This window comes from Bacillus sp. ISL-46 (genome assembly GCF_018613205.1).
This window is the reverse complement of record NZ_JAGGQR010000038.1, coordinates 1-18,774: the sequence shown is the minus strand read 5'-3', so window position 1 is coordinate 18,774 and position 18,774 is coordinate 1. Positions and strand designations below refer to the sequence as shown.

Sequence of the window (18,774 nt, the reverse complement as noted above, 5' to 3'; positions counted from 1 at the left end):
GTAACAACTCCCCTTAAATTAAGGGGAGCAAGCCTTTCATGATCTAGTTAGATTTCAGGATTAACTTTTTGTACTGAAAACTTCTTTTTAGCTAAAGCTTTGACTTCTCTAAAGCTCACAAAGTTCTTTTTTTCCTCATCCCACAAACGGAAACGTATTGACCGTAAGCTAGTAGCAAGAGAAATGGTTGGTACGTTTTGTAAAGGCGGCGTATTATTATGTGCTTCTTCCAATTTATAGTTAGGGACCCGTGGGCTTAAATGGTGAACATGGTGGAAACCAATATTCCCAGTGAGCCATTGCAAAACTTTTGGAAGCTTATAGAAAGAGCTACCTTCTACTGCGGCTTTCACATATTCCCACTCTTTGTCCTCTTCAAAATAAGAATCTTCAAAAGTGTGCTGTACGTAAAACAACCAAATACCAGCAGCTCCAGAAATCATAAAAATTGAACCTTGTACTAGTAGAAACGCCTGCCATCCGATTGCCCAACAAAGCAAGGCAATCAAAGCTACTATTAGAACATTCGTTAAATAAGTGTTGTTACGTTCCTTCTGTTTTGCACCTTTGCGGTTAAATCGATTTTTAAGAAGGAACACATAAATCGGGCCTAATCCAAGCATGACCAATGGATTACGGTAAAAACGATAGGCTAGACGAAGTCTGAGTGGTGCAGCTAAATATTCATCTACTGTAAGGGTCCAAATATCACCTGTTCCGCGTTTATCCAAGTTTCCACTTGTCGCATGATGGACAGAATGCTCATGTCCCCATTGATCAAATGGGAAGACCGTTAACACACCCATCGCAGTCCCGACGATTCGATTAGCACGACGGCTTTTAAAGAATGAATGATGGGTACAATCATGAAATATGATAAATATCCTTGTTAAAAATCCTGCGGCTATCACAATGGGAACTAATGCTAACCAATAGGAAACGGATAGGCTTAAATAGGCAAGGTACCACAAGCCAATAAATGGTACGACCGTGTTTATAATCTGCCATACACTTTCTTTTGTCGTTGATTTTTCAAAAGGAGCAACTTGTTTTTTTAAAGTTTTCGTATTTTGTAAGGTCATTTTATTTGAATTCCCTTCCTTAGTTTCGTTATTAACCAAAGTATAAACGAAGGAATTTGTCCATGTTAGTAGCAGGTGTCATGTACAGGGTATGACAAATGTCACATTACGATAATATTTTTCATCAAAAAAGTGCCTGACACCAGATGTACCAGCACTTCTGGGTCATGACACTTTTTTTCTAATAATATTTTACGACTTAATTTGGGCCAATTACCCCTTCATCCTTTGCTATAAATCGCTTTTACCGTGAATCGGTGGGGCGATCAGTGCTAGTCACTGTTCGTTTTTTTCACTATATCAAGTATAATGGAGCATATTCAGATTATGCATACGATATTTCTTTCCGAGAAATCCTATAGATAAGCCGGATAATACAAAAAAACGAGGTTAATACATGAGCGAAAAAAGTTTTACGGATTATAATTTAAGTGAAGAAATCACAAGAGCACTTGCCATTTTAAAATACGACACTCCTACCGAGGTTCAAAGGGAAGTCATTCCATTAGCTTTGAATAATCAGGACCTGGTCGTGAAGTCGCAAACAGGCAGCGGCAAGACCGCCTCCTTTGCGATACCTATTTGCGACATGATGGAGTGGGAAGAAAGAAAGCCACAGGCCTTAATTCTTACCCCAACTAGAGAGCTTGCAGTACAAGTTCGTGAAGATGTAACCAACATCGGCCGATTTAAGCGGATTAAGGCAATGGCCGTTTATGGAAAAGAACCCTTTTCGAAGCAAAAAGAAGAATTGCAGCAAAAAACGCATGTCGTGGTAGGTACTCCGGGACGTGTTATGGACCATATCGACAGAGAAACCCTAATTCTAGACGAAATAAAGTATCTTATTATTGATGAAGCGGATGAGATGCTGAATATGGGTTTTATCGACGACGTTGAAGCCATCATCAAAGAGCTTCCTTCAGATAGAGTCACGATGGTATTCTCGGCTACCTTACCAAAGGATGTTGAAAACCTCTGCCATAAATATATGAACAATCCTGTGAATGTCGAGATTGCCTCTACTGGAGTCACGACAGATACGATTGAGCATCTGTTAATTGAAGGAAAAGAAGAAGACAAGCTATCGCTTCTAAAAGATGTGACGGTCGTTGAAAATCCAGACAGCTGTCTTATTTTTTGCCGAACAAAAGAACATGTAGATACCGTATATTCGGAATTGGAAAGCTCCAATTATTCTTGTGAACAACTCCATGGTGGATTGGAACAGCAAGATCGATTTGCGGTTATGGATGGCTTCAAAATGGGGAATTTTCGCTACCTCATCGCAACGGATGTTGCCGCACGAGGAATTGATATTGATAATGTAACCCTGGTCATCAATTATGACGTCCCTATGGAAAAAGAAAGCTATGTCCACCGAACAGGAAGAACGGGCCGTGCGGGTAATGAAGGAAAAGCGATTACGTTCGCCACACCGTATGAAGGAAAATTTGTCCGAGCAATTGAAAGATATATTGGCTTTGAGATCCCTAAAATGGAGGCTCCAAAACCTGCTGAAGTGGCTAGGGCAAAAGAGGCTTTCGAGGAAAAAATCAGCGGACGACGCGTCGTAAGAAATAATAAAACCGCTCGGATTAACCAAGGCATCACGAAACTCCATTTCAACGGTGGAAAAAAGAAGAAGATGCGCGCGGTTGATTTTGTTGGAACGATCGCAAAAATCCCAGGAGTCACAGCCGATGATATTGGCATTATCACCATCCAGGATCAAATGACCTACGTTGATATTCTTAATGGCAAGGGTTCCCTCGTCTTACAGGCGATGGAGAATGCAACGATTAAAGGAAAGAAACTAAAGGTTAGCAAGGCAATTAAATAATGAATGCTTTATTAAGGATGATTATGGGACTCATAATTGTCGTTTAGAGTTTTATAAATCCCTGCATGAAAAATTTTATGCAGGGATTTATAAAACAGAATATGAATACTCTATTTAATACCACGGCTTCAACCGGATTTAATCATACGTTTGATTAGTTTTTCATTCAATCAATAGGCCATGGAGAAACCCTTATAGATCGATGCTTAAAACCCATTTAATCATACGTTTGATTAGTTTTTTATTGAATCATCCATCGGTGTTACATGTTGGTTTCTTAATGTATTTATTTAGAACCTTTTAAGCAAATTTCATATGCCTCTTTAATACTTTTCCACTGGAGATGATTAGTTGATCCTACTAGGTAATCGGCATCACGAAGCGTGTTTCCAACTCCAACTGAAAACATTTCGCTTGAATTAATTGCCTCAATACCCGCTTGAGCATCTTCGATTCCAATCGACCTCTTTGGGCTTGCCTCTAATCCCTCACAAGCTGTTAGGAAAATTTCTGGATCTGGTTTGGACTTTTTAATTTTGGCTGCATCGGCAATAAAATCAAAAGCTCCTTCTAACCATAATGCCTTTAAAACCGTACCTGCATTTTTCGAAACGGAAGCTAGCCCAACTGGAATCCCTTCTGTTTTTATATCGGCAATTAATTCTAAGATTCCTGGCAAAACATCGTTGGGTGTTAATTGTTTTAATAAGTCACAATAATGGAGGGTTTTTTTATTCGCCATTTCTTCCTTTTCTACTATGGTGAAGTCGTTTTGTCGGTTTCCTTCTTTTAATATTAACTCTAGGGAATCCATACGGCTAACACCCTTTAACCGCTCATTAAAAACCTCATCTATTGTAATATCTAGCTCCTCAGCAAGTTGTTTCCACGCTAAATAATGAAAATGAGCGGTGTCCGTTATCACCCCATCAAGATCAAATACGACTGCCTCAATCACTTGATTTACCATACTCTATTCCCTCCTTTTTGAAGAAGCGCAGCAATATTACGAGAGGTTGTCTCAATATTCGTGTAGGCTCCATCCATAATTTTTTCAATTGGAAGTAATCCAGGAATCGTTGGAAAAATGGCATCAAACCCATATTCATAAAGTGCTTCACTGCCAACCCCCACACTTCCGCATATCGCAATAACTTTGGCCTGTGGCGGAGCACACGATGCAACGCCCATCGGTGCTTTGCCATAAAGGGTTTGCCCGTCTATTTTCCCTTCCCCAACGATCACGATGTCAGCATCCTGACAGATTTCCTTTACCCGTAATTGTTCAAGCATCAGGTCAATGCCTTTTTTAATAGTCGCGTTAGCAAATAGTATTAGGCCCGCACCCATGCCGCCGCCTGCACCACTTCCTGGAAGGTTGGTGACGTCTTTACCTAAATGACCGCAAGCCAGATGATAAAATTCACCCATTGCTTGATCAACTTCAAATAACATAGTTTCAGGCAGACCTTTTTGAGGTCCATACACATAAGTCGCACCATTTTGACCTGTCAGTGGATTATCCACGTCTGCCGCAATTGTTATTTTTACATGATCTAATCGTTTATCCCGATTTATATCAGACATCGAACATGTTTGAAACAAGTCTTGACCAATACCGTATACTATTTCGCTATTCTTATCGAAAAATTGGTAACCTAGTGCTAAAGCCATCCCCATTCCGCCATCATTTGTCCCACTTCCCCCAACTCCAATAATGAGTTCAACAGCGCCGCGGTTGATGGCATGCAAAATTAGTTCTCCCACACCATAAGAAGTTGTTTGTAATGGATTTCGTCGGTTTAATGGAACAAGATGCAATCCGCACGCTTCTGCCATTTCAATAAAGGCTTTTTTCCCATCGTTGGAAAAAGCGATTTTTGCCTTAACTGGTTCATGTAAAGGTCCCGTTACCGTGATGGTTTCCATTTTCCCGCCGGTTGCGGATGATAAAGCTTGAACGGTTCCTTCACCGCCATCTGCAATTGGCAGTAAATGATACTCTGCTTCAGGGAAAAATTTCATGAACCCAGCTTGGATTGCTTTTGCTACTTGATCTGCAGCTAGACTTTCTTTAAATGAATCTGGTGCAATAACAATTTTCATTGTTTTCTCCTTGATTTATGAATTCACTTCAATTCGATCAGTCAAAAGGTATTCAGTTCCGTTAATTTCTAGTAAAAGATTCGGTCCTAAATACTTTGAAACTACTACTTTCTCATGTGTCATAAAGATTTCTAACGGGCAATCCTGTATAGTTAACTTGAATTTTAGTTCAGACCAACTTGCTGGTAACCTAGGATCAAGTTTCAATCGATTATTTGTTAATGAAATATTAGCAAATCCAAACATAGCTGTAAGCCAGATCGCCCCAAGTGATGCAGCATGAAGCCCTTCGTCTGAAGAGTGTGGATTGGGACCCAAATCAATTAAGCATGCCTCCTGGAAAAAGCGGTAGGCAGCATCACTTTCATGACATCTTGCAGCGACAATGGCATGAATGGCTTTACTTAACGATGAATCATGAATGGTGTGCTCTTCGTAATAACTTAAGTTTTTCGAAACAACTTCGGATTCAAATAGTTCTGGAAACAAGTACATTAACATGACAACATCTGCTTGTTTTAATATTTGCATTTCATTGACTTCTGCCCGTGAGTAATCCAATAATATCCCTTGGCTGCCTTGATTTTCTTTATAGCGGGTTAGGTCAATCTCCGGCTTACTCAAGAAAGTATCATCCTGTGGAATGATTAGCTGCTCATTGGGTTTTGGTAAATACAAATGGTTGATGAAAGCTCGTCCCTGCTCCTTCAGCTGCTCATCAACTTCACCATATTGTTCCATAAAATAAAGGGCTTGCTCCACATTGTAATACGCCATATAGTTTGTATACGCATTATTGTCAATGTGTTCCGTATACTCATCAGGCCCGATGACATCCTTAATGGAAACCTGTCCATTCTCCAGTACTGCTCGGCTGATCCAAAACCGTGCCGTTTCTTTAAGTAGTGCTAGCCCCTCTTTTTTCATAAATTCTTCATCAAGTGTCGTTTGATAATATTGAACAACAGCATACGCTATATCTGCGACAATGTGATGCTCAGCTAATGCAGATGCGACCTTTTGCCGTTTTCCTGTTCTGATATTAATAGCGGCAAATTCAGGTGTTTCTTCTTCTCCAGTAAACGCACTTTCCCATGGGAACAATGCCCCCTCATAGCCATTCCGTGCAGCCTTTTCCTTTGCTTGCTGCAAATGTAAATATCGATAGATTAGTAGTTTCTTAGCCGTTTTCGGTTCTGTATAAAGATGAAATGGTTTAATAAATATCTCTGTATCCCAAAAAATATGTCCTTTGTAGCCTTCTCCAGTCAGACCCTTTGCGCCAATACTAAAACGTTCATCATGGGCTGGTGTCATAATCTCGAGATGATAAAGGGCAAAATCCATTGCCGTTTGATCAAATTTGTCAGTAGATGTAATCTGGATACGTTTTTGCTGCCAAAACTCATGCCATTTAAGCGCTGACATTTTCAGTAACGCATCGTATCCTATTGGTGAAATTTCATTTAATTCTTTGATACTCGCTGCCTCGGGGTCTTGCCCATCCTCCCCTTGATCAAGTGAGGTGAAAACAGTACCAAGTTTTTCAAAGATAAATGGAATGTTAACATTTAGGCCATGCTTAATGGTCGTATGGAGCTGGCGATTCTTCGCTGCAAATGAAACTTCGCTCTCAGCCGAGCATTTACAACGCGTTGCCAGCGCAATTGTATGTCCCGATTCCGTCGTTTTATAACCTCCCTGCATTACTTCTTCATCAAACACACGAACTTTTTCTTCAATTAAATGCTGTTTCCCAAAATTGGTCTGCTGAGCATTAATTCCAGTTACAATTTTGATATTAGCAGATTGATCTAAGCTCGTAACAGTCATTTTTGATGCGAATACATGCAGGTTGTTTTTCGCGACAAAACGTTGGAAAACAAATCGAAATCGTGCCCCGCCTCTGTTTTTCCACAATAACTCACGTTTTAATTCCCCTGTTGCAAGATTTAAGAAGCGTTTATAGGAAAGAATCTCCCCATTTAAAAGAGAGAAAATCTCGTTATCAATCTCGATTCTTATACCTGCCAAATCAGGCAAATTCACTAAATCTGATGGTTCGTTTTCAGCTGCTTTATTATAAATACCAGCAACATACATACCACGTGTTTGTTCAAAATAATCTTCATCATACGAAGCACGCAAGCCTAGGTAGCCATTTCCTAATGTCATTAAACTAGCAAATTTATTGATGGAATGTAAATCAAATTTATTTTCGTAGATTATTTGTTCATTTATCATAAGGATACACTTTCACCCTTTTCAGCAGATTGATATAGAGCTTCTATTAGTTGTTGGATAATGTATCCTTGTTTTCCGTCTGCAACCATGACATCTTTTCCTAAACACTTATCTATAAAAGCAGACATACTTTTATGATGGCGGTCCGTGTCTGCCTCTTCTCTTGATAATAACGAGACCAACTCTCCGCTCTCATCCGTATAGATTTGGGCAGGAAACAGGGTTGCTCCTGCTTGATCCCCGCAAAACTCAACATTCATGACAGATGTCTCTTTGATATTTAAGGCAAAGGAGGTTTCTAGTTGTAAAAGGCGGCCTCCTTCTAATTCTATAAATCCAAAAAGGGAATCTTCCACTTTAAATTTCTGTGGATCCCATTCTCCCAGTGTGCCTTGGGTTTTCTTTGTTCCAATCTTTTGATACATTTTCGCCGTAACCTTCTCTATTTTCGGAAAGCCAAGTACATATAAAGCGGCGTCCAACATATGTGCCCCTAAATCGATAAGAGGTCCTCCACCTTGAATTTCTTTATCTGTAAAAGTCCCCCAGCCAGGGATTCCACAGCGTCTTAGAGCTTTTGCCTTCGTAACATAGATGTCACCAAGCACACCATTTTCAACACTTTCACGTAAAATTCTCACATCATCAGCAAATCGATGGTGAAAATTATAAGCTAGAATACAGTCGTTTTTTTGAGCAGCAATCTGCATATCTTTTGCTTCAGCGGAAGAAATTGCAGGAGGTTTTTCACACATAACATCGCACCCAAATTCCAAGGCTCGCATCACATTTTCATAATGATACTTATTTGGCGTGCAGACACTAACAATATCCGGTTTTTCCATTGCAAACATTTCAGCAGCATCTGTGTAAACACGAGGAATACCATTCCGTTCAGCAAAACTCCTTGCCCGGTCAAAGTTTGGACTAACAACTGCGACTATTTCTAGTTCTTCGCGTGCTTGATAGTTAGGAATATGCACCTTTTCCGCTACTTGTCCTCCGCCGATGATCGCAACTCTCTTTTTGATCACGATTTAACCCCTCTCAAATTAATGATTCTTGAAGGTGACGTAAGGCATTAATATATTCTGCTTCCGGGTCGTTGCCTCTGACACGGCATTCAATTGTTAAGAATCCGTTATAGCCGTCTTCCTTTAACTGATTGAAATGCTTTTTGAAATCCAGCGAGCCGCTTCCCGGTTGATAACGGTGATTATCCGCCAGATGAATATGACCAACTAAATCACGATTCTGGTGCAAGGCTTCAGAAATATCATCTTCTTCAATATTCATATGATAAAAATCAGCAATGATTTTAACGTTTTTCAACTCATTTTCTTCTATATAACTTCTTGCATCTGCAAGGGTGTTTATCATATGATCTTGATAACGATTTAATGGCTCTAAGAATATAGTTGTGCTCGTTTCTTCTGCTACTTTATCCAGGTAAATCAGGGAATCACTTACAGCTTTTCTATCACCTGCCTGGCTTCGTGGTGAAACCATTGGCGGTAATCGGAAGGTAAACATGCCCCATGCAGCTGGAACTACGATGCCTTTTCCTCCGACTTCCTTGAGCGCTTCTAGAATTTGTTTAATTTCTGCTAAGCCGTTTAAGCGTCGTTCTTCAATAAAGTCCCCTATCCAGCCTGTATACCCACCACATGCTGTCGTAACCGGAATGCCTGTTTCTGCAATCGCTTCTTTTACTTCATCTAAATGATCGACTAAAAATTTGCCGTCTATTTCAAAGCCTTCAAAGCCTACTTCTTTTAAGTATCTAAACTTTTCTTTAATATCTTCAGGAAAAAACGCTTGGTTTTGTGTACCGATCTTCACAAATATCTCCTCCTACTGGTGTATGACTGAAATCCATATCATTCTTTTTATGTATGGATTTCAATCAGATTGTAACTGAGACGAACGCATTTAAATAAACGATTATTTTTTATATTCGATTCCCATCTTAATACTTAGCTCAGGGTGTTGGTCCACATATTCCATGTATGCTTCTGCACTGTTTTCAAAAGTAACGATTGGTTGAATAATATCTTCACAATTAAGATAACCGTTCATTAACAATTCCCAGCATGTATCTTCAATTCGCTTACGATTCCAGCGAGGATAATCAGGATTAGGTTCACTAGCAGCACGTGAGAAGACAATTTTGGCATTGTTAAAATGAGCTTCACGGCCAAAATTTAATCCTGCAGGGAATGGTTTTCCAAAAGCGACATAAGAAATAATTCCGCCATAGGCAATTCCTTTTAATGCATCCTGAAGCGCTGCAGAATTTCCACTTGTTTCAATAATGGAGTCAGCACCCATTTTATTTGTTAGCTTTTTCACTTCATATCCTACATCACAAGAAGTAGGGTCGAAACAAACATCCGCACCATTGCGAAGAGCTATATCACAGCGATGTTCAATAGGGTCAACACCCACAACAATACTCGCTCCCGCTTTCTTCGCTAGTTGAATGGCGATTTGACCGATTGCTCCTAATCCTACAATCACAACAACATCACCGGCACGAACATGTGCATCACGCACACCGCTCAAAGCAAATTGTGCAGGGTCATAGCAAACCGCATTTTGCCATTTTGCTCCCTCTGGCATTTTGCGTAATCTGTGGTTATTTATAGCATTCACAATAACAGTCTCCATAATCGGTCCATACGTACATACCGTTTCGCCCATATGGTACTCTGTTACATCACTGCCAATTTCAACAATCTTACCAACTACCATGTTACCAAGCTGAAATTCACCAAACACGATTCCAGGTGCTGAACCCTCTTCACGAGGCATGAACATGCGCCATTCTTCATTAAAATTCTCACCCATAAAAGGTGTTTGACCACGGAAGTCGATTACTTCAGTACCGTGTTTAGGTGCAGCAAAATCCACATCAATTTTCACTTCATTTGGTTGTACATGGCGATCTTCATATTCTACTAATTCCGCTTTTCTTGGTTCTACAGCTACTAACTTTTTCATGATTACATTACTTCCTCTCGTCTTTTCAAGTTTATTAACCTTTGACCCCGCCTGCTGTTGCATCTCCTTTAATAAAGCGCTCGGAAATGGCATACATAATGACAACTGGTAATGCTGTTACAAGCGATGCTGCCATCATTCGTCCCCAAACATAATCTGGTGTACTGAACAGTGCATTTAATCCAATGGGTAAAGTGAAATTTGCTGAATCGGATAAGAAAATGGATGCAAACAAATAGTCATTCCATCCAATCATAAAGGCATATACAAATACCGAAATGATACCGGAAAGAGATAATGGAATAATGATATGGAAAATAATCTGAACCCGGTTTAATCCGTCAATCATCGCGGCTTCTTCTAAGTCAACTGGAATGGTATCAAAGTAACTTTTTAACATGAAGATAGCAGTTGGTAATGTTTGCACAATCATCGTAATGATTAGAGAAGTTTTTGTATCATATAAACCTAATCCTGAAATGATTTTAAATAAAGGCACGACAAGCAAAATACCTGAAAACATATAAACTGTGTAAAAGCTGGCATTAATCGTAACTCTGCCTTTAAAGTTAAGTTTTGAAAGAGCATATGCTCCAAAAATACCAATGGCAACGGACAATATCGATGCGGTTAAAGACACGACTAAACTATTATTAAAATAGGAAAGATATGGGAAGATATCCGGATTGAAGATATCGAGATAATGCTGTAATGTCCATTCTTTTGGAAGGAATGTCGGATTTGTGGAAACGGCTTCCTTCGAACTTTTGAAGGATGTCATCAACATAATGAAAAATGGAAACAGACACAAAGTTAAAATTGCTATAAGGGCCGTGTAAAACCCTGCCGTTTTTGCTACTTTGTTCTTTTTACTGCTAGCCATTGCCATTTAAATTCACCCGCTTTCTTGCAATCATAATGACAATAAAGAGAATAATGAACAATATCACGGAAATTGATGCTGCTTTGCCTAAATCGTTAAACGCAAAAGCTGTTTTATACAAGTAAATTCCGAGAATATCTACTTTATTTGTTAAAAGGTATACATCTGTGAACATATAGAACATCCAAATTGAACGTAGTGTTATTACAGTTAACAAGACTGGCATGATTGCTGGTAACGTTACAATTTTGAATTTACCCCAAGCACTGGCACCATCAATTTCGGCCGCTTCATACAAAGAAGAATCAATGGTTTGAAGGATAGCCAAAAACGAAATGAAAGCGTACGGGAAGTACCTCCAAATTGCAAAAAGCGATACTAAGAAAAAGCTGCTAATCGGGTTGTCAAACCAGAGAGGTGCCTGATCAAACAAGTGTAAAACGTCATCTCCCAAATAATTAACAACACCATAGCCGTTATTAAACATATATTTCCACGCAAAAACTAATGAAATCGATGGTGTTACATAAGACAAAATAATTAAAGATCGAGCAGTTTTACGAAATTTAAAGGGGCGATTAAAGAAAATTGCAATCCCTAATCCAACTGCCGTGCTGCCACCAACTGTAAGCAGCATGTACAAAAGAGTAATCCCTAATGATTTAAAAAACTCAGCATCTGTAAGGATATCTATATAGTTTTTTAATCCTACAAAAGTGGCGCTTAATCTCGGATTAATGGGTTGATCAAAGAAACTGATTTGAATATTTGCTACCATTGGATATGCAACTAACAATAGAAGCAAGAAGATACTTGGAAAAAGTAAAGCTAATGCCAATTTTATATCCGTTTTTTTTCTTATATTCGTTTTCATGTTACCCTCCCTATGGAGAACTAATTTATTCTTTCTTTAAAACATCTTCGAGTGTTTTTTCAGCTTTTTTCATTTCACTATTGATATCTTTTTCGCCAACCGTGATATTGTTAACCAATTTAGGAATAGCTCCTGAACTAGTTACATCACCCATTTTCAAGAAATTTTTACTATCAACTAAACCAAATACTTGAATGTCATTAAAGGATGACGCAATTTCTGTTGATAGTTCACCAAATGCTTTTACTACTTCATTTGCCTGATAGTTTTCATTTTCAGTTACGAGTTTGCTCACTGGTTGAGCGCCCCCTGGAGACATTAAAACCCATTTTGTCATGTTTTCAGGTTTTGACATGAACGCAACAAATTTACTAGCAGCTTCTTTTTGGTCTTCTTCTAAAAAAGAAGAAATGGTTAATGCAGAAACAGTTCCGAAAACAGCTTTTGTCTTCTCATTTGGAATAGAAAATCCAATATTTTGGGAATTTCCTTCTTCAAATACAGGAGGAAGAATATAAGTTGAATAAATCGCCATAAGCGCAGTACCGTTCATGAAAGCATCTTTTACTTCCGTGGTATCATTAGATCCAGGCATAGTGTACTGAGACAATTTTTTATAATAAGTTAATGCCTCTTTCATTTCTGGTGTATTCATATTTAACTTACCTTTGTTGTCTAACACATTCGCATTATTTGAAAGTGCAAATTGAGAAAAGGCTTGTTCAGAGAATCCGCCTTCTACTGTCGGCATGGCAATACCATATTTTTTATTCTCTTTATCCGTAAATGCTTTAGCAATTGTGATTACATCATCCCAATTTTTTGGTTCTTTAAATCCTTTTGCTGAGAGCTTTTCTTTGTTGTACCAGATACCTTGAACCCAGCCGCTCATTGGAACACCTGTATAGCTTTTTCCATCTTCAGTACTCATTAACTTCAATGCACCGTCATAGTAATTCTTTTCACCGACCTGAGTAATAATCTTTTTAACGGCATCTTTGTCAATCAGGACCTCTTTATCCATTACTTTTGCATAATCCTGTCCTACTTCAATTACAGTTGGAAGTTTGCCTGCACTTGCTAAAGTAATAATTTTAGTATTATAAGAATCTTCTTCTACAGGAATTTGTTTTATTTTTATATCTGGATTTTCCTTTTCGAATGTTGCAACCAATTCGTTAATTACTGCCAAACGCTCTTGTTCAACAGAGGAGTGCATAAATTCGATTGTTGTTTTTCCATCCGCATTCTGATTACTGCCACATGCAGTTAATGCAAAAGCTACTAACAAAATGATTGCTAGACTTAAGCCCTTTTTAAACAAACTAATTCCCCCTAGTCAAATGGTCTTAACCACATGAATTCATATGGCTTTAACATCAATTCTTCATGAAATTCCACTTTATCGCCATTAACAATATTTATAAATCTGCCTGTTATTCCACACTTAACTGTTTCATTTGTAAGATTGTTTACTACTATAATGCTATCATCATGTTGATGTACCCTTTTAAAAGCAAACACTTTCTCTCCGAGATCGATGACTTCCATTGCTGCATTTGGATGGAAAAGGGTTTCGTTTTTACGAGATTGAAGAATTTTTGTTAACTCAGAAAAAACTTTGTATCGTAAAGAATCTGTATTGGCTAATTCCTTCTCAATCTCTGTTAAGTTGTATTTTTGTCGATTAATAGAGCGGTTCATTCCTGTTTTTGAAACACCGTCATAGTCATTTCTAGATCCCAGGACGCTTTGAATATAAACAGCTGGTACACCAGGAAGAGTTAATAGAATAGAATGAGCGACTAAAAATCTTTTTACTCTGATCTCATCATCATCCGATTGCTTATTTAACGCATCCATATAAGTGACGTTAATTTCGTATGGACTTTCACTTCCATTCGGGTTTTTCTTGTAATTAACCAAGGCCCCTTCTTTCTTTAAGTCCTCTACCATCGCTAAAATTTCTTCTTCTGGAATAATGCCGCGAATCGGATTTAGCCCAATTCCATCATGGGAAGCTAGGAAGTTAAAAAATGTTGTTTCCTTTCCCGTTGGCGGCAGCTTGCTCGCCCATTTAGTGAGTGCGACTCCATTTCCATTGTGAAGGGCATTCAGAACTAAAGGCGGCAGTGGAAACTGATAGACCATATGAGCCTCATCATCGCCATTTCCAAAATAGGCCACGTTATCTTTATGCGGTACATTGGTTTCTGTTATGATAACCGTTCCTTTAGCTGCTTCCTCTACAACATCCCGGAACAGTTTAACAATCTCATGTGTCTTTTCATGATGGATACAAGTTGTTCCAACCTCTTTCCACATAAATCCAATTGCATCCAATCGAATATATTCTGCCCCTTGCTCTAAATAAAAAAGCAAAACGTCGATCATCTTTAACAGAACCTGTGGATTACTAAAATTCAAATCGATTTGATCTTCACTGAAGGTTGTCCATATATGTTTTTCCTCGCCGTTTTTTTGAGTGAATTTTGTTAATAAAGGAAGAGCTCTAGGTCTAGTAACTGCACTTAAATCAATAGTTGGATCCATTTCAACGAAAAAATTCTGATATTCAGGATTACCATTTAAGTATTCTTGGAACCAGTCACTTTTTGCCGAAATATGATTGCAAACATCATCAAACATAATTCTTGCTGATTTTGATAAATTACCAACCTGTTCCCAATTACCGAGGATCGGATTTACTTTTTTATAATCAATGACAGAAAAGCCATCATCTGATGAATAAGGATAAAAAGGTAACAGATGAACAATTTCAAATTTGTCTGCTAGATATTGGTCAAACATTTTCTTGAAAGTATCTAAAGTTGGGTTATTATTTTCATAGAATTGATCCCCATAAGTAATTAATACCAGATCTTTCTCATCCCAATTTTGTTTTCTTGGCTTAAGAGATTTTGTTTTTGTTTTTGCAATGCTTTCCTTTATGCTTTTCCAAATTGGTACAATATCTTGATTTTCATAGATAAATGAAAGTCTTTCTTTGATCTTTTTCATAAATTCCTCCTGTATGGTACCGCTCCCAGTTATGATAAAAAAATATAAATTCGTAGAATTAATATTTAATGGTACCGCTCCCAGCAATGGGTAAAAAAATATATATTTATTAAATTGATATTCCTATGGTACCGCTCCCACAATATAATATAGAAAACGTTTTCTGTCAACACTAATACTTCTGTATTTTTATATCTGTGGATGCTGGTCGTACGAAAATATTAATATAGTACCACCGAAAAATTTCTATTGCTACATTTGTCATTCATCAATATAATGAATCCTATATTGCTCCCACCCCAAACAATAGTCCTAACTCCCACAAATAAAAACGTATTCATAATAAAACAGGATAGCTACATGGTTTTTACTAGCTACCTTCCATTAAAATTCCTATACCAGAAAAGTTTATAAGAGAGGGGGAGAAATAATGGTTCACACTATTTATGATATAGCACGTGTTGCAAATGTTTCAAAATCTACTGTATCTCGTGTGCTTAATAATCAAACTAATATTTCTGAGGAAGCTCGGGAACGTGTATTAAAAGCAATTGAAGAATTAAATTACCAGCCTAGCAAATTGGCCCGTGCCCTTTCTTCAGGTTTTGATGCCATTATGGTTGTTTCGCGATCTGCAAAAACAACCGCTAACAATCCATTTTTCTCTGAGATTATACACAGAATTTCTTCAAATGCGGAGGAAGAAAATTTTGACGTAATTATACAGACATCGAGAAACAGTAAAGATGAACTTGAAAAATGCATCACTAAAATAAAGGAAAAAATGATCAAAGGAATTATCATGTTAAGTTCTCCTGCAAATGAAGACTTTTTCAAACAATTAGATGTTTTTAACATTCCAATTGTTGTTATTGGAAGAGTTGACGGGGAATATACCAATATCTTTTCCGTGGACACAGATAACTACCAAGATAGTTATAATTTAACTAAATTTTTAATTGAGCAAGGACATAAGGAAATAGCTTGTCTACACTCACCACTTGATTACCATGTTTCAATCGATCGATTAGAAGGATATAAAGACTGTTTAAAAGATTTAAGCGTTCCATTAAAAGAAGAATGGATCATAAATAGTGGTTACACAGTTAACACAGCATATGATTCTGCTACAAGTCTGCTTCTTTCTCAGCATCGTCCCACTGCCGTTTTTGCAACAGATGATTTAAAGGTATTGAGTCTTTATAAATCTGCTTTAGAAAATGGAATTTCTATTCCAAACGACATATCCATTGTTGGATACAGTAGTCCTAACATTTCAGCATTTCTGTCACCATCGTTAACAAGGATAGAAATCCCAGTAAAAAAATTAGGAGATGCTGGTACTAAACTCCTTTTTGATAAAATTAAAGAAAACAAAGCCATAAATAGTCCAAAAATAGTGCCTACCGAAATGATCATTCAGAACTCCGTAGCAAATATTATCAAGTCTAATAAATAGAGGAATGGGATACCGTTATCAGACGGTATCCTTTTTTTACAGGTCACAATTAGTTACTTTGCCTATTCTGAAAAACCACAATTTCATCTCTAAATACTACCAGTAACACATACATGTAAAGGTACACACCGAAACCCCTGTCCATTATAAACATTAAAAAATTATAGGGTCTATTGGAAGTGAGTAAATATAAAAGAGTAGATATTGGAAGAATATATGGTAAAAAAATTAAAAACGTCAGGAGGTCAGGTATGCAGGGTAGAGTTTTCTTCAAGTTGCTAATGTTTGTGCTATTTGTAGTATTAATAACCACTAGCGAACAAAGTAAAGACGTACAAGCTTTCACCAATCAAGTGCTGCAAAGAGGTTCAGCCGGAGAAGACGTGATTGAGTTGCAGTCACGACTCAAATATAACGGCTTTTATACAAGTGAGGTAGACGGTGTATTTGGCTGGAATACATACTGGGCCGTACGGAATTTTCAAGATCAATTCGGTCTGCCTGTTGATGGTGTTGTCGGGGCAAAAACAAAAGCAGCTATTGTTAAAGCGACTAAGTATGAGCCAGGATCATCAAGTAATAATAACAATTCCGCTAATGTACCTAACGGTTATTCTCAAAATGATATTCAATTGATGTCAAACGCAGTATACGGGGAATCACGCGGAGAGGAATACACAGGTCAAGTTGCTGTTGCAGCAGTTATTTTGAACCGAGTCAGCCACACATCGTTCCCAAATACGGTTGCAGGTGTCATCTATCAACCGGGGGCCTTTACTGCGGTTGCGGATGGACAGATTAATTTAACACCAAATGCAACTGCGAAAAAAGCGGTCCTAGATGCCATTAACGGCTGGGATCCTAGCGGCGAAGCCATTTACTATTTTAATCCTGATACCGCGACAAGTGGTTGGATATGGAGTCGACCACAAATCAAAAAAATCGGTAAACATATATTTTGTAAATAGCTGTTTTATCTATAACAAAAAAAAAGACTTCAAAGCTATTTAAAGCTTTCAAGTCTTTTTTGATGGATGTATTTATGATGGGCCTAAATGGACTCGAACCATCGACCTCACGCTTATCAGGCGTGCGCTCTAACCAGCTGAGCTATAGGCCCAAAATTAAAATGGAGCGGGTGAAGAGAATCGAACTCTCATCATCAGCTTGGAAGGCTGAGGTTTTACCACTAAACTACACCCGCGTTGAAAAAACAAGAAAAATGGCTGGGCTAGCTGGATTTGAACCAACGCATGTCGCAGTCAAAGTGCGATGCCTTACCGCTTGGCTATAGCCCAATATTAATAATAAATGGGGCGACTGATGGGAATCGAACCCACGAATGCCTGAACCACAATCAGGTGCGTTAACCACTTCGCCACAATCGCCAAAATCTATAAATTAATAGTAGGTACCCTACTAGAAAAAAATGGCGGTCCGGACGGGACTCGAACCCGCGACCTCCTGCGTGACAGGCAGGCATTCTAACCAACTGAACTACCGGACCATATTGCGGGGACAGGATTTGAACCTGCGACCTTCGGGTTATGAGCCCGACGAGCTACCAGACTGCTCCACCCCGCGACAATAGAAATTATATTTTAATGAAATTTATGGAGGAGGAAGAGGGATTCGAACCCCCGCGCGGTATGACCCGCCTGTCGGTTTTCAAGACCGATCCCTTCAGCCAAACTTGGGTATTCCTCCAGTTAAAAATAAGCAAAAACATTTGGTAGCGGCGAAGGGAGTCGAACCCCCGACCTTTCGGGTATGAACCGAACGCTCTAGCCAGCTGAGCTACACCGCCAAAAAACAAATATTATAATGGTGGAGGATGACGGGCTCGAACCGCCGACCCTCTGCTTGTAAGGCAGATGCTCTCCCAGCTGAGCTAATCCTCCACTATATTGGAAGTTATTTTACACAAACTCGTAAAAAACTTTGGTGACCCCTACGGGACTCGAACCCGTGTTACCTCCGTGAAAGGGAGGTGTCTTAACCGCTTGACCAAGGGGCCATCTATTAATATTACTCAAAAATAATAGCCCCAATTGGGGCTAGCCCGGCAGCGTCCTACTCTCACAGGGACGCGTGTCCCAACTACCATCGGCGCTGAGAAGCTTAACTTCCGTGTTCGGTATGGGAACGGGTGTGACCTTCTCGCCATTTCTGCCAGACTATATGAGGGTTTCATTCCCTCAAAACTAGATAATTGACAATCATCATATAAAATTTTGGTTAAGTCCTCGAACGATTAGT

The 18,774-nt window shown here is 38.7% G+C and carries 14 protein-coding genes, 10 tRNA genes and 1 rRNA gene; 3 read left to right on the top strand and 22 right to left on the bottom strand.

Going from position 1 to position 18,774, the window contains the following annotated elements:
• Positions 1 to 47: 47 nt before the first annotated feature.
• Positions 48 to 1,082, bottom strand: a complete 1,035-nt coding sequence (gene desA / locus J7E67_RS17920) for a Delta(5) desaturase DesA (protein ID WP_214717646.1) — start codon at positions 1,080 to 1,082, stop codon at positions 48 to 50.
• A 397-nt stretch (positions 1,083 to 1,479) separates the two neighbouring features.
• Between desA and J7E67_RS17915 the strand changes: the two genes are divergently transcribed.
• The gene (locus J7E67_RS17915) at positions 1,480 to 2,925 is read left to right on the top strand and encodes a DEAD/DEAH box helicase (RefSeq protein ID WP_214732546.1); all 1,446 of its coding nucleotides are present in this window, start codon (positions 1,480 to 1,482) and stop codon (positions 2,923 to 2,925) included.
• A gap of 286 nt (positions 2,926 to 3,211) precedes the next feature.
• Here J7E67_RS17915 and pgmB read toward each other — a convergent pair whose 3' ends face one another.
• From pgmB to J7E67_RS17865, 10 genes are all read right to left on the bottom strand, one after another.
• Positions 3,212 to 3,895, bottom strand: coding sequence for a beta-phosphoglucomutase (gene pgmB, locus J7E67_RS17910; RefSeq protein WP_214732545.1), 684 nt, complete (start codon positions 3,893 to 3,895; stop codon positions 3,212 to 3,214).
• Entirely contained in the window at positions 3,889 to 5,031 is a 1,143-nt protein-coding gene (locus tag J7E67_RS17905; protein ID WP_214717652.1) for a glycerate kinase, read from the bottom strand. Before J7E67_RS17905 ends, pgmB begins: the two co-directional genes overlap by 7 nt.
• Before the next feature lie 15 nt (positions 5,032 to 5,046).
• Positions 5,047 to 7,275: a glycoside hydrolase family 65 protein gene (locus tag J7E67_RS17900; protein WP_214732544.1), complete on the bottom strand. Its 2,229-nt coding sequence runs from the start codon at positions 7,273 to 7,275 to the stop codon at positions 5,047 to 5,049.
• On the bottom strand, positions 7,272 to 8,306 hold the full coding sequence (locus tag J7E67_RS17895) for a Gfo/Idh/MocA family protein (RefSeq protein ID WP_214732567.1): 1,035 nt from the start codon (positions 8,304 to 8,306) through the stop codon (positions 7,272 to 7,274). Before J7E67_RS17895 ends, J7E67_RS17900 begins: the two co-directional genes overlap by 4 nt.
• Before the next feature lie 16 nt (positions 8,307 to 8,322).
• Entirely contained in the window at positions 8,323 to 9,117 is a 795-nt protein-coding gene (locus J7E67_RS17890; RefSeq protein WP_214732543.1) for a sugar phosphate isomerase/epimerase family protein, read from the bottom strand.
• Between the two features lie 102 nt (positions 9,118 to 9,219).
• Positions 9,220 to 10,278 (bottom strand): zinc-dependent alcohol dehydrogenase, encoded by a 1,059-nt coding sequence (locus J7E67_RS17885; protein WP_214732542.1) that lies wholly within the window; start codon positions 10,276 to 10,278, stop codon positions 9,220 to 9,222.
• Positions 10,279 to 10,312: 34 nt separating this feature from the next.
• Positions 10,313 to 11,161 carry a carbohydrate ABC transporter permease gene (locus J7E67_RS17880; RefSeq protein WP_374223930.1) on the bottom strand — a complete coding sequence of 283 codons (849 nt, stop codon included), beginning with the start codon at positions 11,159 to 11,161 and terminating at the stop codon, positions 10,313 to 10,315.
• Positions 11,154 to 12,035, bottom strand: coding sequence for a carbohydrate ABC transporter permease (locus J7E67_RS17875; protein WP_214717662.1), 882 nt, complete (start codon positions 12,033 to 12,035; stop codon positions 11,154 to 11,156). Before J7E67_RS17875 ends, J7E67_RS17880 begins: the two co-directional genes overlap by 8 nt.
• A gap of 25 nt (positions 12,036 to 12,060) precedes the next feature.
• On the bottom strand, positions 12,061 to 13,359 hold the full coding sequence (locus J7E67_RS17870; RefSeq protein ID WP_214732540.1) for an ABC transporter substrate-binding protein: 1,299 nt from the start codon (positions 13,357 to 13,359) through the stop codon (positions 12,061 to 12,063).
• 11 nt (positions 13,360 to 13,370) lie between these two features.
• Entirely contained in the window at positions 13,371 to 15,056 is a 1,686-nt protein-coding gene (locus tag J7E67_RS17865) for an alpha-amylase family glycosyl hydrolase (protein WP_214732539.1), read from the bottom strand.
• A gap of 430 nt (positions 15,057 to 15,486) precedes the next feature.
• Between J7E67_RS17865 and J7E67_RS17860 the strand changes: the two genes are divergently transcribed.
• Both J7E67_RS17860 and sleB read left to right on the top strand, forming a co-directional pair.
• Positions 15,487 to 16,515 (top strand): LacI family DNA-binding transcriptional regulator, encoded by a 1,029-nt coding sequence (locus tag J7E67_RS17860; RefSeq protein WP_214732538.1) that lies wholly within the window; start codon positions 15,487 to 15,489, stop codon positions 16,513 to 16,515.
• Positions 16,516 to 16,796: 281 nt separating this feature from the next.
• Positions 16,797 to 17,483 (top strand): spore cortex-lytic enzyme, encoded by a 687-nt coding sequence (sleB, locus tag J7E67_RS17855; RefSeq protein WP_374103009.1) that lies wholly within the window; start codon positions 16,797 to 16,799, stop codon positions 17,481 to 17,483.
• 78 nt (positions 17,484 to 17,561) lie between these two features.
• Here the strand turns inward: sleB and J7E67_RS17850 are convergent.
• The 11 genes from J7E67_RS17850 to rrf all read right to left on the bottom strand — a co-directional run bounded on the left by J7E67_RS17850 (position 17,562) and on the right by rrf (position 18,692).
• Positions 17,562 to 17,635, bottom strand: a tRNA-Ile gene (locus tag J7E67_RS17850).
• 10 nt (positions 17,636 to 17,645) lie between these two features.
• Positions 17,646 to 17,719: transfer RNA gene (locus J7E67_RS17845), tRNA-Gly, on the bottom strand.
• 19 nt (positions 17,720 to 17,738) lie between these two features.
• Positions 17,739 to 17,813, bottom strand: a tRNA-Gln gene (locus tag J7E67_RS17840).
• Between the two features lie 14 nt (positions 17,814 to 17,827).
• Positions 17,828 to 17,903: transfer RNA gene (locus tag J7E67_RS17835), tRNA-His, on the bottom strand.
• Between the two features lie 42 nt (positions 17,904 to 17,945).
• Positions 17,946 to 18,022: transfer RNA gene (locus J7E67_RS17830), tRNA-Asp, on the bottom strand.
• 3 nt (positions 18,023 to 18,025) lie between these two features.
• Positions 18,026 to 18,099: transfer RNA gene (locus J7E67_RS17825), tRNA-Met, on the bottom strand.
• Between the two features lie 30 nt (positions 18,100 to 18,129).
• Positions 18,130 to 18,222: transfer RNA gene (locus J7E67_RS17820), tRNA-Ser, on the bottom strand.
• Positions 18,223 to 18,245: 23 nt separating this feature from the next.
• Positions 18,246 to 18,322, bottom strand: a tRNA-Met gene (locus J7E67_RS17815).
• An 18-nt stretch (positions 18,323 to 18,340) separates the two neighbouring features.
• A tRNA-Val gene (locus J7E67_RS17810) sits at positions 18,341 to 18,416 on the bottom strand.
• A 41-nt stretch (positions 18,417 to 18,457) separates the two neighbouring features.
• Positions 18,458 to 18,532 (bottom strand) — tRNA-Glu (locus tag J7E67_RS17805).
• Positions 18,533 to 18,575: 43 nt separating this feature from the next.
• Positions 18,576 to 18,692, bottom strand: a 5S ribosomal RNA gene (gene rrf / locus J7E67_RS17800).
• Positions 18,693 to 18,774: the final 82 nt, after the last annotated feature.